This is a genomic window from Massilia sp. AB1 (assembly GCF_018119385.1).
Lineage (GTDB): Bacteria > Pseudomonadota > Gammaproteobacteria > Burkholderiales > Burkholderiaceae_D > Telluria.
Genome location: NZ_JAGKSG010000044.1, coordinates 21,356 through 37,854, shown reverse-complemented (window position 1 = coordinate 37,854; position 16,499 = coordinate 21,356). Strand labels below are relative to the sequence as shown.

At 66.9% G+C, this 16,499-nt stretch carries 12 protein-coding genes and 1 pseudogene; 5 read left to right on the top strand and 8 right to left on the bottom strand.

The features are described 5' to 3' along the window. Nucleotides 1-244: pseudogene (locus J8847_RS19855) on the top strand (hydrolase 1, exosortase A system-associated); the annotation flags it as partial. Here J8847_RS19855 and prsR read toward each other — a convergent pair. From prsR to J8847_RS19830, 5 genes are all read right to left on the bottom strand, one after another. After that, nucleotides 231-1,589, bottom strand: coding sequence for a PEP-CTERM-box response regulator transcription factor (gene prsR / locus J8847_RS19850; protein WP_211526437.1), 1,359 nt, complete (start codon nt 1,587-1,589; stop codon nt 231-233). The pseudogene J8847_RS19855 and the gene prsR sit on opposite strands and share 14 nt — an antisense overlap. A 21-nt stretch (nt 1,590-1,610) precedes the next feature. After that, nucleotides 1,611-3,719, bottom strand: coding sequence for an XrtA/PEP-CTERM system histidine kinase PrsK (prsK, locus tag J8847_RS19845; protein WP_211526436.1), 2,109 nt, complete (start codon nt 3,717-3,719; stop codon nt 1,611-1,613). A 73-nt stretch (nt 3,720-3,792) separates the two neighbouring features. Then, complete coding sequence (locus J8847_RS19840) at nt 3,793-5,196, bottom strand: TIGR03013 family XrtA/PEP-CTERM system glycosyltransferase (protein WP_211526435.1); 1,404 nt, start codon at nt 5,194-5,196, stop codon at nt 3,793-3,795. A gap of 51 nt (nt 5,197-5,247) precedes the next feature. Beyond that, a complete protein-coding gene (locus J8847_RS19835; protein ID WP_211526434.1) occupies nt 5,248-6,276 on the bottom strand; it encodes an SDR family oxidoreductase in 1,029 nt (342 codons plus the stop codon). Between the two features lie 97 nt (nt 6,277-6,373). Continuing rightward, complete coding sequence (locus tag J8847_RS19830) at nt 6,374-7,663, bottom strand: nucleotide sugar dehydrogenase (protein WP_211526433.1); 1,290 nt, start codon at nt 7,661-7,663, stop codon at nt 6,374-6,376. A 375-nt stretch (nt 7,664-8,038) separates the two neighbouring features. Here J8847_RS19830 and J8847_RS19825 point away from each other — a divergent pair, with 375 nt between their 5' ends. The 4 genes from J8847_RS19825 to J8847_RS19810 all read left to right on the top strand — a co-directional run bounded on the left by J8847_RS19825 (nt 8,039) and on the right by J8847_RS19810 (nt 12,768). After that, entirely contained in the window at nt 8,039-9,100 is a 1,062-nt protein-coding gene (locus tag J8847_RS19825; RefSeq protein ID WP_211526432.1) for a GNAT family N-acetyltransferase, read from the top strand. Nucleotides 9,101-9,185: 85 nt separating this feature from the next. Beyond that, nucleotides 9,186-10,364 carry a glycosyltransferase family 4 protein gene (locus J8847_RS19820; protein ID WP_211526431.1) on the top strand — a complete coding sequence of 393 codons (1,179 nt, stop codon included), beginning with the start codon at nt 9,186-9,188 and terminating at the stop codon, nt 10,362-10,364. Then, complete coding sequence (locus tag J8847_RS19815) at nt 10,361-11,344, top strand: polysaccharide deacetylase family protein (protein ID WP_211526430.1); 984 nt, start codon at nt 10,361-10,363, stop codon at nt 11,342-11,344. Before J8847_RS19820 ends, J8847_RS19815 begins: the two co-directional genes overlap by 4 nt. Nucleotides 11,345-11,397: 53 nt before the next feature. Next, nucleotides 11,398-12,768: a glycosyltransferase gene (locus J8847_RS19810; RefSeq protein WP_229429797.1), complete on the top strand. Its 1,371-nt coding sequence runs from the start codon at nt 11,398-11,400 to the stop codon at nt 12,766-12,768. Here J8847_RS19810 and J8847_RS19805 read toward each other — a convergent pair whose 3' ends face one another. The 3 genes from J8847_RS19805 to J8847_RS19795 form a co-directional block, all read right to left on the bottom strand. Then, the gene (locus J8847_RS19805) at nt 12,769-13,698 is read right to left on the bottom strand and encodes an AAC(3) family N-acetyltransferase (protein ID WP_211526429.1); all 930 of its coding nucleotides are present in this window, start codon (nt 13,696-13,698) and stop codon (nt 12,769-12,771) included. It lies immediately after the preceding gene. Further along, nucleotides 13,691-14,890, bottom strand: coding sequence for a hypothetical protein (locus J8847_RS19800; protein ID WP_211526428.1), 1,200 nt, complete (start codon nt 14,888-14,890; stop codon nt 13,691-13,693). Before J8847_RS19800 ends, J8847_RS19805 begins: the two co-directional genes overlap by 8 nt. Before the next feature lie 137 nt (nt 14,891-15,027). Then, nucleotides 15,028-16,473: a lipopolysaccharide biosynthesis protein gene (locus J8847_RS19795; protein WP_211526427.1), complete on the bottom strand. Its 1,446-nt coding sequence runs from the start codon at nt 16,471-16,473 to the stop codon at nt 15,028-15,030. Nucleotides 16,474-16,499: the final 26 nt, after the last annotated feature.

Below are 16,499 nucleotides of genomic sequence, written 5' to 3'. Positions count from 1 at the left end.
GGCGCTGACGCGCTTCGACGGACGGATACTGGTGCTGCTGAGCGGCGCCGACCTGACCGCCCAGGAATTCGCGGACCTGGACAGCGGCCCGGGGCCGTGGCGGCGGCTGCTGGAAGCGCCGCGCGTCACGCGCCACCGCCTGGATGGCGCCGACCATACGCTGTCGCGCCGCGAATGGCAAAGCCAGGCCACGCAATGGACGCGCGCCTGGCTCGGGAAGATGCAGGCGCTCAGCCGGTCTTGATGCCGTGCCGTCCCATCAGGTCGTAGAGGGTCGGGCGGCTGATTCCCAGCACTTCCGAGGCCTTGACGATGCTGCCGTCGACCCGGGCCAGGGCCTTGACGATGGCCTTGTACTCGGCTTCGTCGCGCACCTGGCGCAGGTTGATCGGCTCTTCCACGGCGCCCTCGCCCGGCAGGCCGAGGTCGTCGGCGACGATGGTGTTCCCGTCCGCCATGATCACCGCGCGCTTGATCACGTTCTCCATCTCGCGCACATTGCCCGGCCACTGGTAGGCTTCGATCGCCGCGATCGCGTCCGGCGAGAAGTGCAGCGCCGCGCGTGACTCCTGGGCGCAGAACTTGTTCTTGAAGTGATGCGCCAGCAGCGCGCTGTCGCCTTCGCGGGTACGCAGCGGCGGGATGGTGACCACGATCTCGGACAGGCGGTAATACAAGTCCTCGCGGAAGCGCCCTTGTGCGCACAATTCCTTGAGCTTCTGGTGGGTCGCGCAGACGATGCGCACATCGACCGGAATCTCCTCATGGCCGCCGATGCGCTCGATCACGCGCTCCTGCAGGAAGCGCAGCAGCTTGGCCTGCAGCGCCATCGGCAGGTCGCCCACCTCGTCGAGGAAGAACGTGCCGCCGTGGGCCAGTTCGACCTTGCCCTTGGTCTGCTTGGCCGCGCCGGTGAAGGCGCCCTTTTCGTAGCCGAACAGTTCGCTCTCGAGCAGGTTCTCGGGAATCGCGGCGCAGTTGATCGCCATGAAACGCTCCTTGGAACGCGGCGACAGCTGGTGCACGGCGCGCGCCAGCACTTCCTTGCCGGTGCCCGATTCGCCCAGCAGCATTACCGAGGCCGAGGTCGGAGCCACCTTTTCGATGTTGCGGCAGACCTTGAGCATGCCGGGGTCGCGCGAGATCACGCCGGACAGCGGCGAATCGGCCTGGTTCTGCTGCATGCGGCGGTTCTCCTGCTGCAGATTGTGCAGGAAGAAGGCGCGCTGGATCACCAGGTTCAGCACCTCGGGGTCGACCGGCTTCTGGTGGAAGTCGTAGGCGCCCAGGCCGATCGCCTTGACCGCGTTGCTGTGGTCCTGGTTGCCGGTCAGGACGATGACGCGCGTATCCGGCGCCAGCGCCAGGATCTGCTGCAGGGTGGCCAGGCCTTCGGTGGAGCCGTCCGGGTCGGGCGGCAGGCCCAGGTCCATGGTCACCACCGCCGGTTCGTGGCGGCGGATCTGGGCCAGGGCCGCTTCGCGGTCGCCGGCGACGGCGACGTCGTAGGCGTCCAGGCTCCATTTGAGCTGTTTCTGCAGCCCGGGATCGTCTTCGATGATGAGTAGCTTGGGTTTATTCTGTGTCACGTTGTCCTCGGGTTGGTCTCTTCAGGCGGCCTTCGAGGCCTGTTGTGTTTCTTGCTGCGAATTCTGCCTTGCTTCCTGCCGATACAGCGGCAGCGCCACGCGGAAGGTGGTGCCGCGTCCCGGCGAGCTGCTGACCTCCAGGCTGCCGCCCAGTTCATTGATATATTCGCGGCTCTCGAACACGCCGATGCCCATGCCGGCCGACTTGGTCGAGTCGAAGGGCTTGAACAGGCGCTCGCGGATGAATTCCTCGCTCATGCCTTCGCCGGTGTCGACGATCTCGACGACGCCGCCGGCCGCGCTCTCGGCGACGCGCACCGTGACGCTGCCGGTGCGCGGCGTGGCTTCGATCGCGTTCTGGATCAGGTGGCCCACCACGCGCTCCAGGCGCTCGCGCTCGGCCAGCACGCGCAGGCCCCTGGCCTCGATGCGCAGCTGCGGATGCGGCTCGAAGGCCCCCTTCAGCGCCACCGCCTGGCGCACCACGTCCTCGATCGCCAGCACGGCCGGCTTTTCCTGGTTGGTGGTGCGGCTGAGCTTTTGCAGCAGCAGCTTCATCTTCTGCACCGACAGGTCGATGGTTTCCAGCATGTCGGCCTGGAATTCGGGATTGTCCTTGTGGCGCGCGGCGTTGGCGTTCATCAGCGACAGCTGCGCCACCAGGTTCTTCAGGTCGTGCACCACGAAGGTCGACATGCGGTTGAAGGATTCGAACTGGCGCGCCACCGTGAGCGCGTTGGCCGCATCCTGCTGGGCCAGCTGGCTGGCGGCCTGGCTGCCGGCGATCTCGAGCAGGTCGATCACTTCCCAGTTCAGCTCCATCGGGCTGCGCGAGGTCTGCAGCAGCACGAAGCCGAACAGGCGCGCGTGCAGGATCAGCGGCACCACCAGCCAGGCGCGCGGATAGCCGGCCAGCCATTCCGGCAGCACCAGGGCGTCGTACTTGTCGGGCGTCTGCGCGAATTCCTGCACGTCGATCACCCACTGGCTCGATTCCAGGAACTGGCAGAAGGCCGAGTCGGCCGGTTCGGAACTGCTCGCCGCCGGGGCCTGCCAGTGCGCGGCGGGCTCGAAGCGGCCCGATTCGCGGCGCTGCCACAAGACCCCGCCCGGGCTTTCGACCAGGGCGGCGACCGCCTCGATCACGCGCTCGCCCAGGCCCGGTCCCGGTTCGGACAGGGTTCGGGTGAAGCGCAGCCATTCTTCGCGGTAGTCATAGTTATAGCTGTAGAAATGCTTGCTGATGAAGACCTTGAGGCGGGCGCGGAAGCTGCCCGAGAACAGCACCCCGACCAGCACCACCAGGGCCACGAACAGGAAGGCCACCTGCATCACCACGCCCCAGCTGCCGCCGAAGAAGCGCAGGTAGTAGCCGGCCGAGCCCATCGCCAGCAGGTAGATGGCCGAGCCGAACAGCGCGGTCGAGTGGAACATGGCGCGCCGCGACACCGCCAGCGGCGATTCCCACAGCTTGCTGCGGCCCAGCGCGACCACCAGCAGGGGCACGCTGAGCGCGTTGACGACGCCGCGCGCGGCCCAGATGTCCGGGTCGATCTCGCGGAACAGCATGGCGTGGCTGAACAGGTAGAAGTCGTAGGCGAACATGGCGCCGATACCCAGGCAGGCGAACTTGACCGCCCAGCGCTCCTGCAGCGAACGGCTGCGGTAGACCTGTTCGACCAGCAGCAGGCCGGCGATCGCCAGGCCCACGCGCAGGGTCACCGGCACCAGTCCCAGGCCACTGTGGGCCAGGTCCCAGCGTCCCAGCACCGCCATGCCGAACAGGGCGGCGAAGCCCAGCGCGGCCAGGGCCGTGCCCTTGCGCAGGCGCAGCGGCAGGCGGCTGTGGGGATCGCGCACGCGTCCCGCGAGCAGGCCCAGGAACAGCATCCAGGCGGCGTTGCGCAGGATGCCTGCGGCGTCCGAAGCCACCGACCACAGTTCCTCGCGCCAGGCGGCCCAGGCCAGCAGGCCGGCCCACAGGCTGGTAAACAGGCAGGCGGCGGCCAGGGCCGCGCCGTAGGGGCGCGCGCGCCAGCCGGCCAGCATGGGTACGCCGAGGACGAAGAAGCACACGGCCGCCAGGGCGTGGCTGTAGACCGCGATGCTGGTCAGGGAAGTGGCATCCATCTTCAGGCGTTGGCGATCGGGGGACAGTCGGGAAAAGGATCCGGCGGCCCTGCTTGCAGGCCGCCGGATGGCATCAACGGCCGCTGCGGAACAGCACGACCTTGAGCGTATTGATCAGGATCAGAATGTCCAGGAACAGGCTGTTGTTCTTGACATAGTACAGGTCGTACTGGAGCTTCTGCAATGCGTCCTCGGCCGAGGAGCCGTAGCCGTAGCGCACCTGGGCCCAGCCGGTGATGCCCGGCTTGACGCTGTGGCGCACGTTGTAATACGGGACCACCTCGATCAGCTGCTCGACGAAGTAGGGGCGTTCCGGGCGCGGGCCGACGAAGGACATCTCGCCGGTGAAGACGTTGAGGATCTGCGGCAGTTCGTCGATGCGGGTCTTGCGCATGAAATTGCCGACGCGGGTGATGCGCGGATCGTCCTGGGCGGCCCACTGCGGCTTGCCGTTCTTCTCGGCGTCGGCGCGCATCGAGCGGAACTTGTGCACGCGGAAGGTCTTGCCGTCCTTGCCGACCCGCTCCTGCGAGTAGAACACCGGGCCGCGGTCTTCCAGCCACACGGCCACGGCCGCGGCCAGCATCAGCGGGAAGGTCATCACCAGGATCAGGACGCTGCACACCAGGTCGAAGCTGCGCTTCATGAAGGTGCGCACGAAGCTCTGGTCGAAGCCGCCGCCGAACACCAGCCACGAGGGCTGGAGCGAGTCGACGCGGATCTGGCAGGTCTCGCGCTCGAAGAAGGTGGCGGCGTCGGTGACCTTGATGCCCTGCAGCTTGCAGTCGAGCAGTTCCTTGATCGGGAAACCGCCGCGGCGGTTCTGCACCGAGACCACGATCTCTTCCACGTTGTACTGGCGCGCCAGCTTGACCAGGGAGTCGCCGTCGCGCATCTTGAGCAGGCTCGCCGAGGGCACGCACAGTTCTTCGCTCGGGCCGGGCAGGAAGCCGGCGATGTCGTACTTGTGATAGCGCGATTTGCTGGTGGCCAGCTCGCTGCATTCCTTGGCCAGCGGGCCGCCGCCCAGGAACATGATGCGCGACTGCAGGAAGCGCGCTTCCGAGGTCTTGAAGAACACCATGCGCGCCAGGAAGATGCCGATCCCGGACAGGGCGAACACCAGCACCATGGTGCCGCGGCCCAGGTAGAGCTCGGGCGCCACGTAGAACACCAGGGCCAGGATCATGAAGCCCATCACGAAGGACGGCATCAGCTTCATGAAGAAGGGATGGCGCAGGCCCTCGTCGTAGTCGAGCTGGTACATCCCCATCGCGCTCATGCTGAAGATGATCGCGGCCGTGAAGGCGACGGCGGACGTGAAGAAGTGGTCGATGTGGTGCGCGACCGCGGCGTCGCCGTACTCGAGCATCCGCACCGCGGCGCCGACGTAGGCGGCGCCCAGCACCACCAGCACCTCGACGAACAGGAGCAGGAACACGATCTTCGACACATAGTGGTTAGAGATCCTAAACACGGCAGCCTCCGAACTTGTTATTACTTTTCTGGATATGCATGGGTGTCCCGGTTACTGCGGCAGGTTGCGGACATACCAGTCCATGGCCTGCTTCAAGCCTTCGCCGATGCGGTGCGTGGGCTGGTAGCCCAGCAGCGCCGCGGCCTTGCCGATGTCCGCCTGCGAATGGCGCACGTCGCCGCGGCGGAAATCCACGTACTGCGGCTCGTGCCCGGCCACGTGCGCGTAGCGCTCCGCCAGCAGGGAGCGCATCATGCCGTACAGCTGGTTCAGGGTGGTGCGGTCGCCCAGGGCGATGTTGTATACCTGGCCGGCCGCCTCCTTGTGCGCGGTCGCGGCCAGGAGGTTGGCCTGGACCACGTTGTCGATGTAGCAGAAGTCGCGGCTGGTCTCGCCGTCGCCGTTGATGCGCAGCGGCTGGTTGCGGATCAGGGCGCTCACCCACTGGGGAATCACGGCGGCATAGGCGCCGTTCGGATCCTGGCGCGGGCCGAACACGTTGAAATAGCGCAGGCCGATCGCCTCGGTCCCGTAGGTGCGGCCGAACACGTCGGCGTACAGCTCGTTGACGTACTTGGTCACCGCATAGGGCGAGAGCGGCTTGCCGATGCGGTCCTCGACCTTGGGCAAAGCCGGATGGTCGCCGTAGGTCGAGCTCGAGGCGGCGTAGACGAAACGCCTGACGCCGGCGTCGCGCGCGGCGACCAGCATGTTGAGGAAGCCGTCGATGTTGACCGCGTTGGTGAGCGCCGGGTTATCGATGGAGCGCGACACCGAGCCGAGCGCGGCCTGGTGCAGCACGAAGTCCACGCCCTCGCAGGCGCGCGCGCAGTCGGCCGGATTGCGGATATCGCCTTCGATGAAATTAAATTTCATCCAGGCCCCTTCCGTGACCGAATCTTTCACCTGTTCCAGGTTGTGGCGGTGGCCGGTGGCGAAGTTGTCGAGGCCGGTAACGCGCTGGTTCAGCTTGAGCAGGGCTTCCACCAGGTTCGAACCGATGAAGCCTGCCGCACCGGTCACTAACCAGTGGTAGCTGTGAAGGGCGAGGTGATGCTGGACTTCCTGAAACTTATTCACGTTTGGGGCACTTTCTGATTGACGCCGGCGCCTCGCAGGCGCCGGGGCCGGTGCGGCCGCCGCCGGCAGCGGCGGCCTTTCATACTGATCGACGCAATTACATGCGCCAGACGCAATAGCCGGCTTCGCGCAGCGCCTTGGGATCGAACTGCGCCTTGACGTCGATGAAGCAGCCGTTGTCGTTGAGCTTGGACTGGAAATCGGTCAGCGACAGGGCCAGCACTTCCTTGTGCGGCACGGCGACGACCACGGCGTCGGCCTTCGGCAGGCTGTCCCAGCTTTCCAGCTTGATGCCGTACTCGTGCTCGGACTCTTCCGAATCGGCCACCGGGTCGTAGACATGCACGTCCACGCCGTAGCTCTGCAGCTCGTGGATGATGTCGGCCACCTTCGAGTTGCGCAGGTCGGGGCAGTTTTCCTTGAAGGTCAGGCCGATCACGTTGACCTTCGAACCCTTGACGTGGAAGCCCGAGGAGATCATCGACTTGACGGTTTTTTCCGCCACGTACTTGGCCATGCCGTCGTTGATGCGGCGGCCCGCCAGGATCACCTGCGGGTGGTAGCCGATCATCTCGGCCTTGTGGGTCAGGTAGTAGGGATCGACGCCGATGCAGTGGCCGCCCACCAGGCCCGGACGGAAGGGCAGGAAGTTCCACTTGGTGCCGGCGGCCTTCAGCACTTCCAGGGTGTCGATGCCGATCTTGTCGAAGATGATCGCCAGTTCGTTCATCAGGGCGATGTTCAGGTCGCGCTGGGTGTTCTCGATCACCTTGGCGGCCTCGGCCACCTTGATGCTGGAAGCGCGATAGACGCCGGCCGTCACGACATGTTCGTACAGCTTGGCGATGCGCTCGAGCGACTCCTCGTCGTCGCCGGAGACGACCTTGAGGATGGTGGTCAGGGTGTGTTCCTTGTCGCCCGGGTTGATGCGCTCCGGCGAGAAGCCGACGTGGAAGTCCTCTTTCCACTTCAGGCCCGATTCCTTCTCGAGGATGGGGATGCAGACCTCTTCGGTCGCGCCCGGATAGACGGTCGATTCGTAGACGACGACCGCGCCGCGCTTCATGTTCTTGCCGACCGACTTGCTGGCGCCGATCAGGGGCGTGAAGTCGGGATTGTGGGCGATGTCGACCGGGGTCGGGACGGCGACGATGATGTAATCGGCCTGCGCCAGCAGCGACGGGTCGGTACTCACCTCGAGGTGGCGCGCCGCTTGCAGCTGCTCGCTCGACACCTCGCCGGTCGGATCGACGAACTTCTTGTAGTTCTCGATTTTGGAGGCCGACAGGTCGAAGCCGATGGTCCGTCCCTTTTTGCCGTATTCGACTGCCAGTGGCAAACCGACATATCCCAGTCCTACTACCGCGACGACTTCATCTGCTTTCATTATCGGGTTCCGTTTGAAAATTAAGTTTTGCTATATTGCTAACACAATATACCATGGGATCGTTCCTCGACTCAATGCGAACGCCACGACTGTCAATAAGAAACAACGACTTGTTAACAATGTCTGGTGCTATCTTGTCGACCAGTATCGTCCAGCTTGGAAAGCTGCTTCCGTGCGCTGGCACCGGGCTTCCCGCCACATCGGCGCGGACTTTACAATATCTTAACAGTTTCAAAAAAAACAGTTCCAGAACGCATTGAATCGTGCGCAGGCCACACAATTCGTTCATACGATACCTCAGCGGCATTGCATATAATATAAAAACTTAATGTCAATGACGTTTCCATCTGAAACAACAACACGCGGGAAGCCAGAATGTTGGACGGGCTGAATCTTTTCTATACGGATGACAAGGAGCACGGCGCCGCGCTCGATCGCTTTGTCCGCCAGCACCCCGAGGGCACGCCCTATCACCTGAGCGCCTGGCGCGCCGCGGTGGCGGATGCCTACGGCTACTCCGCCAGGACCCTGGCCGCCTTCGACGGCGCCGCACTGCTTGCTTGCCTGCCTGTCTGCATCGTGGCGCGTCCCTTCGGGAAACCGCGCTGGAGCGCCCTGCCATTCTGCGACGTCGGCGGCCCTCTGGCGTCCACCCCCGCCCTGGCCGCGGCGCTGAGCAGGCGCGTGGCCAGTGACGCCGCCGAAGCCGGCGCCGCCGGCTTCGAGGCACGCGGCTCGGTCAGCATGCCGAGCGCGGAAGACGCCCTGGAGGGACGCAAGGTGCGCATGCTGCTCGAGCTGCCCGCGAGCGCAGAGGCGCTGATGCAGGGCTATCCGCCGAAACTGCGCAGCCAGATCCGCAAGGCCGAGAAGAACGGCTTGAACGCGGCGATCGAAACCGGGCCGGCGGCGCTGGCCGCCTTCTACGAGGTCTACAGCAAGAACATGCGCCGCCTCGGCAGCCCGCCGCATAGCCAGGCCTGGTTCGCAGCGGTGTTGCGGCGCTACGGCGATGAGGCTTTCCTGGCTGTGGTGCGCCGGGAAGGCAAAGCGGTCGGGGCCGGGCTGGTCCTGCTGTGCGGCGGCCGCGCCGCCATCCCCTGGGCATCGACCTTGAGCGAATACAACGCGCTGGCGCCGAACATGCTGCTGTACTGGACCATCCAGGCCCATCTGTGCGGGCTGGGCGTGCGCCGCTTCGACTTCGGACGCTCGACCTATGGCGAAGGCACCTACAAGTTCAAGAAACAGTGGGGAGCGCTTCCCTATGCGCTCGACTGGCAGGAATGGGACGGCGCCGGACAACCGCGCGCCGAACAGGCAAGCGCCCCGGCCGGAGGCAGCCTGCGGCCGCTGGTCGAACAGCTGTGGCAGCGCCTGCCCCTGAGCGTCGCCAATACGGTGGGGCCGCGGCTGCGCCGCTATATCACACTATGATGCGCACACGTCCTTCGCTTATCTTGCTTAATAACACTTTCAATTTTATTATCTCCAGACCGGTCCGCCCCTCCCAGGCTAATTGATGAAGCTATTGACGTTCAGCACTCTGTTCCCCAACGAAAAGCAGCCCGGGCACGGCATTTTCGTCGAGACACGGCTACGCGAGCTGGTCGCCAGCGGGCAGGTGAGCTCGCGGGTCGTCGCGCCGGTGCCCTGGTTCCCCTCCAGCCACCCGCGCTTCGGCCAGTATGCGCTCTACGCCGGCGTGCCGGCGCGCGAGCGCCGCCATGGGCTGGAGATCCATCATCCACGTTACGTGGCCTTGCCCAAGGTCGGCATGAACGTCGCGCCCATGCTGCTGGCCCAGGGGGCCAAGCGCGAAATCGGCCGCATCCTGGACCAGGGCTACGACTTCGACGCCATCGACGCCCATTATTTCTACCCCGACGGGGTGGCTGCCGCGATGCTGGGGCGCTATTTCAAGAAGCCCGTGGTCATCACGGCGCGCGGCTCGGACGTCAACCTGCTGCCCCGCTACCCCCTGCCGCGCCGCATGATCCAGTGGGCTGCCCGCCAGGCCAAGGGCATCATCACGGTCAGCAACGCATTGAAGGAAGGCCTGGTGCAGCTGGGCGTGGCGCCGGCGGCCATCACTCCGCTGCGCAACGGCGTCGACCTGGAGAAGTTCCACCCCATGAACCGCGATGCCGTGCGCGCCGCGCTCGGGCTGCGCCGCTTCACCCTGATCTCGGTCGGCCACCTGGTCGAGCTCAAGGGCCACCACCTGGTGATCGGCGCCCTGCCCCGGCTGCCCGACACGGAGCTGCTCGTCGCCGGCAGCGGCCCGGAACGGGCGCGCCTGGAAGCCCTGGCCCGGACCCTGGGCGTGGCCGACCGGGTGCGCTTCCTGGGCGCCGTGCCGCACGCCGAACTGGCCCAGTATTTCAATGCGGCCGACCTGATGGTCCTGGCCTCCAGCCGCGAAGGCTGGGCCAACGTCCTGCTCGAGTCGATGGCCTGCGGCACCCCGGTGGTGGCCAGCCGGGTGGGCGGCTCGCCCGAAGTGGTGGCCGCCCCCGAGGCCGGCATCCTGATGGGGCAGTACAGCAGCGAGGGCGTGGCCGAAGCGGTCCAGCGCCTGCGCGAGCGCCAGCCGGACCGCGGCGCGGCGCGGCGCTACGCCGAAGGCTTCAGCTGGGACTTCACCACCCGCGGCCAGATCGATCTGTTCCAGAAAATCATCGTGGAACACGCGGCATGAGCACTTATCAGCGCTCGGCAGCCCCCGTTCCCATGCTGGTACGCGCCATCGGCAACAGCTACGCGCTGTGGCAGGCGGGGCGCGCGCGCCTGTGCATCGTCACCTACCACCGCATCCTCGAAGCGCACGACCCGCTGCTGGAAAACGAGCCGGACGTGGCCACCTTCCGCGAACACATGAAGATGCTGGCGGACTGCTTCAAGGTGCTGTCCCTGGACCAGGCGCTGGCAGCCTTGCGCGAGAACCGCCTGCCGCCGCGCGCCGTCTGCATCACCTTCGACGACGGCTACCGCTCCACCCACGACCTGGCGCTGCCGGTGCTGCGCGAGTTCGGCCTGCCCGCCACGGTGTTCGTCACCAGCGGCTACGTGGACAGCGCCGAGAACATGTGGAACGACCGCATCGCCGACGCCGTGCGCGGCGCTTCCGGCAGCGCACTCGACCTGCGCGGCGCCGGCGCCGGCATCGTGCCGATCGACGGCCTGGAGGCGCGCTGCGCCGCCGTGCAGGCCTTGACCTCGCGCGCCAAGTACCTGCCGCCCAGCGAGCGCCTGGACCTGATCGAAGCGCTGGAAGCGCTGGCCGGGCATGGCACCCGTCCGCTGATGCTGAGCAGCGAGATGGTGCGCACCCTGCACCGCTCGAACGTGACCATCGGCGCGCACACGGTCTCGCACCCGATCCTGACCAAGCTGCCGGATGCCGAGGCGCGCGCCGAGATCGAGGGCAGCAAGACGGCGCTGGAAGCCATCATCGGGGAGCCGGTACGCTATTTCGCTTATCCGAACGGCAAAGCGGAGCTGGACTTCGATGCCCGCCACACCGCGATGGTGCGCGAGGCCGGTTTCGCCGCCGCCTTCTCGACCGCCACCGGCGCGGTCGCGCCCGGCCAGGACCTGTACACGCTGCCGCGCTCGCGTCCCTGGGATGCCAGCACCTTCTTCTACATGCTGCGCCTGCTGCGCTGGCTGGCCAGCTGAACGCGGCAACACCGCCGACATCGATTGCCTTATCCGAAACCAGAAAGCCTCAGATGCAAAACAGTAGCACCCCGCCCCAGCCGGATACCCTGGAACTGCTGGCGCAGCGCGAGCCGGAGCATGAACCCCTCAGCGCACCGTCCGCGCCCGCTGCGCGCAAGGAAGCCAACCCGGCCGTGCTGCTGGTGGCCTTCCATTTTCCGCCGCAGCGCGGCAGCAGTGGCATCCAGCGCACGCTGAAGTTCTCCCAGCATCTTCCCCAGCTGGGATGGAAGCCGCTGGTGCTGTCGGCGCACCGGCGCGCCTATGCGGCCAGCAGCGACGACCAGATGGGCGACGTACCGGCCGACCTGGTGGTGCGGCGTCCCTTCGCCCTGGATTCCGGGCGCCACCTGGCGATCCGCGGCCGCTACCTGCGCCCGACCGCCCTGCCCGACCGCTGGGTCACCTGGCTGTTCGGGGCCGTACCGGCCGGCCTGAAGCTGATTCGCGAATTCCGCCCGCGCGTGATCTGGTCGACCTATCCGATCCCGACCGCGCACCTGATCGGCTACACCCTCAAGCGCCTGAGCGGACTGCCCTGGATCGCCGACATGCGCGACCCGATGACGGAGAAGAACACGCCCGAGAACCGCATGGTCTGGCATGCCTACCGCTGGGTGGAAAAGCTCACGGTGCGCAACTGCACCCGCCTGGTGTTCACGACCCCGGGAGCGCTGGCTCTGTACCGCGCGCGCTATCCGGAGGTGCCGGCCAGCCGCTTCCGCCTGATCGAGAACGGCTACGATGAAGACGACTTCGTGCGCGCCACCGCGAACTACCAGCCGGCGCCGCGCGGGGACGGTCCGCTGGTGCTGCTCCACAGCGGCATCATCTATCCGCTCGAGCGCGACCCCACGCCCATGCTGGCGGCTCTGGGCGAACTGCGCCGGGAAGGCCTGGTCGGTCCCGACAAGCTGCGCGTGGTATTGCGCGCCGCGGTGCACGAAGACCTGCTGAACCGCCTGATCGAACAATTCGGCTTGCAGGGCCTGGTGATGCTCGAGCCGCCGATTCCCTACCGCGCGGCGCTGGCCGAGATGCTGGATGCGGACGGCCTGCTGGTGATGCAGGCTGCGCACTGCAACGCCCAGATCCCGGCCAAGCTGTACGAATACATGCGCGCGCGCCGTCCGATCCTGGCGCTGACCGATCCCGAAGGCGATACCGCCGCCACCATGCGCAAGGCCGGTCTGGACACCATCGCGCGCCTGGACGACAAGGAAGATATCAAGTCCGGCCTGATGCGTTTCGTCGGCCTGCTGCGCGAAGGAAAAGCCCCGCTGCCGCCGGAAAACGCCAGCCAGTTCTACTCGCGCCGCTCGCGCAGCGAACAGCTGGCCGCTCTGCTCGACGAAGTGGTGCAGGAAGGCGCCCGGGCCTGATCAGCGTCGGTCCGCCGGCCGCGCGGCCAGTTGTTCCGGGGTCGAATAGATGGTGATGCCTTCGGCCGCGAGCGTGCGCAGGTGGTCGAAGAATCCGCGCGCCGGGATGAACCAGGCGTCGGCCTCTCCCACCCGGCCGTTGACGCGCAGGCCGGCGCGCTCGAACTCGCGCCGGAAATAGTCGCGCAGGTCTTCGCGTGCGGCATAGTCGATGCGGCGCGCCGCCACGTCCGGCGCGAACGGACGCACCGGCACCTCCCAGCGCTGTCCGGACTTGTCCAGGCAAGGCAGGCGGTAGGTGCGCGGCTCCCAGATCGGCTCGGGGAAAGCCTCGCCCAGCGCGTCTTCCACGACATGATAGAAGGTCACGGGCCCCATCGACACGCCCAGGCCCAGCACCTTGGCGCCCTCCAGGCCCACGAAGCGCTCCCAGGGCGAGCCTGCGCCGAAGATCGAGGGCGCTTCATGATGGCCGGAGGTCAGGTAGTCCGCATGGCGGCCCCAGGCCGACACCGAATGGGTCGGATGCAGGCTGCGGTGGGTGGCCGCCTCGCGCAGGAAGGTCTCGGGCAGGCGTCCCATGTTGGTGCCGTGGCTGCGCGGATCGAACACATAGCCTTCCAGCTCGCAGGTGGCCTTGACGGTGCCGGCCGGCAGGTAATAGGTCGGCACCAGCAAGGTGCCTTGCGGCCCCACGGCGTCCTGCAGCGCGCCGATCACGCTGGCGGCCCCGCCTTCCACATAGCCCAGGCTCTTCAGCGAGGAATGCAGGAAGACGGTGTCGCCGCGCGCGATGCCGAGGCGCGCCAGGTCCTGCGCCAGCCCGGCGCGGGTGACATGGCGGCCGGCCTGGCGCAGCTGCTGCTCGCTGCGCCGCCGCCGCAGCTGTTCCAGCCTGGCCTTGACGGCGCGCTTGAGCGGCTCAAGCATGGACGCCCGCTCCGACCAGTTCCGCTTCCAGCAGATTGGCGTCGATGCAGAACTTGGCGGCCCAGTTCAGGTATTCCCACTGGCCGTAGTCGCCGTTGACCGGGAACGAGCCCTTCACGCCGCCCACGGTGTCTCCGGGGCCGCCTTCGATGCGGATGCTGCGGCGCACGTAGGCGGTCAGCTTGCGGCCGGTGTCCAGGAAGCGCCGCTCGCCGGTCAGGCGGTGCAGCAGGAACAGGCAATGCGCGATCTGCACCGAGCCGGTCAGGCAGACGTAGTCGACCGCCGGACGGAAGTTGCGGTCCAGGCGTCCGGCCAGGTAGCCATCCGGGCCGACCGCCTCGGCCAGGCTGGCGCCGGTGCGCTGCGCGGCCTGCAGCAGGTCGGCCCGGCCGGAAAGCAGGTGGCCTTCGAGCACGCCGCGCAGCACGTAGCCGATGGTGTGGGTGAGCGGGTTGTCGGCGTCGGTCAGGCAGTTCGAGGCGAACCAGCCGTTCGGCTGCTGCTTGCTCAGGGCCCAGTCGACCTGGCGCAGTCCCGCTGCGCCGTAGCCGTGGCCCGGCGCCACGCGCTCGGCCTCGAACAGGCCCCAGGCGACGTGGGTTTCATAGGCTTTTTCCCCCGGCTTGGCGAACGGGGTCGGGTGCTTGCGCCAGCAGCCGTCGGCGTCGAGGTCGTCGCGCAGCCAGGCGGCGGCGCGGTGCATGGACTCCAGGTAGCGCGGATCCCCGTATTCGGCGGCGCCGGCGGCCAGGCCGATCAGGATCTGGCCGGTGTTGAAGGTGACCGGGACGCGTGGAGTGGCGTCGATCTTGCCGCCCTGGAAACCGCCTTCCGGGAACTGGATCGCCACGCACCAGTCCAGCATGCGGCGCGCACGCGCATGCAGGCCGGCGTCACCCTTGCGGCGCGCCAGTTCGATGATGGTCGGGATGATGTAGCCGGTGGTTTCCGGATACGAGGTCGCCCAGCCCTTCTGCAGGCTGAAGTCGCGCGCCACGCCGCCGTCGTTGGAGGCGGACTTGTCCTGGGCCAGGCAGAGCCAGCGGGTGCAGGCCTCAATCACGGCCTCGATCCCGGGATCGCGCGCCGGGAGGCCGCGCTGGTCGCGTTCCAGCTCGGCCTTGGCCAGGTCGGTCAGGGGCGGCTGTGGGGAAAACTGGTTCTTGATCGATTTAAGCAATTGGAACACGGTGCGTCCTGAAAAGTGGGGCGCCGTTCGCAGGGAAGGCGCCAGCGCGTTGATCAAAAAATTTACAAAATGATAAATATGATGGTGGCATCATTAGTGGCGGCTGTCAATTTAGCGCCGCCGTGCATACGCCGTCTTCATGCCGCCGGGCTTGCCGGGCGGCCGCGGCGCAACAGTTCGGCCAGCAGCGCTCGGTTGCAAACCATGCTGAGCAGCACATAGCTGCACACGCCGGCCACGATTTCCAGCACCAGGGCCGTCACGCCGCCGGCGCCGCGCCAGGCCATGCGCACGGCCCATACCGCGCCGTACATGCCGGCCGCCGAGAACAGCGCGGGCGCCACCCGCTCGGCCACCGCGCGCAGGGAAATACCGATCACGGGCAGCATGCGGCGCAAGTTCATGAACAGGACCACCGGATAGGCGGTCACCCAGGCATAGGCCACGCCGGCGATGCCCCAATGGCTGCCCACGTAGAGCGCGGCCGGCATGACCAGGCAGCCGAGCGCCGCGTTGCGCAGCGCGACATCCGAGCGGCCGAGGGCGTCGGTGACGGTCGGCAGGAAACCGATGATCATCCGGAACGGCATCACCAGGGTCAGGATCTGGAAAGGCAGGATGGCGCCGCCCCATTCGGGTCCGAGCAGGACCGGAATCAGTTCGTAGGCCACGCAGGACATGCCCCACAGGATGGGGAAGGCGATCAGGCTGACGTAGCCGATGGCGCGCAGCAGCTGGACGCCGATGGCGGCGCGGTCGTGCTGGAAGCGGGCCGCGGCCGGGAAGGCGACCTGGTTGAGGATGCCCGACACCCGCTGCGCCGGCAGCGAGGCCAGGTGCACGGCCACCGAATACAGCCCGAGCACATGGTCGCCGAGCAGGCGGCCGATCAGGACCACGTCGATCTGGGTGAAGAAGAACCACAGGAAGCGCGAGGCCGTGACGTTTCCTCCGAACTGGACCACCTGGCGCATGCCGCCCAGCGCGAAGCTGGGCAGGCGCAGGTAAGGCGAGACGACGTTCAGCAGCACCGCCTTGCAGGCCGTGTTGGCCAGCATGCCGGCGACCAGCGACCAGACGCCGTAGCCGGCCAGCGCCATGAGCAGGGTCGCCACGCTGGCCGCGACGGCCGTGGCCAGTTCGATCAGCGAGCGCCACTTGTAGTCCAGCTTGCGCTGCAACATGGCGTCGGGCACGACGATGAAGGGAATGATCAGGAACTGCAGCGACAGCACGTGCAATACCGGCACCAGCCGCGCTTCGCCGTAGAAACCGGCCACCAGGCCGGCCGCCAGGTTCAGCAGGGCGAACAGGACCAGGTTCACGACCCAGACGATGCCGTAGGCGCGGCGCACGGTCTCCGGCGCCAGCTCGCTCTTCTGCACCAGGGCCGGTCCCAGTCCGACCTCGGCGAACATGGCCAGCAGCGCCAGGAACACGGTGGCCATGGCCAGCAAGCCATAGTCGCCGGGATCGAGCACGCGCATGACATAGATCGTGATGCCCCAGGTGACCAGCTGGCTGCCGAGCTTGGCCCCGGCCGTCCATTTCAGGCCCCGTGCGATTTCAGTATGTAGTTTCATGAAGCGATGCGCGTTTCCTTGCGGTC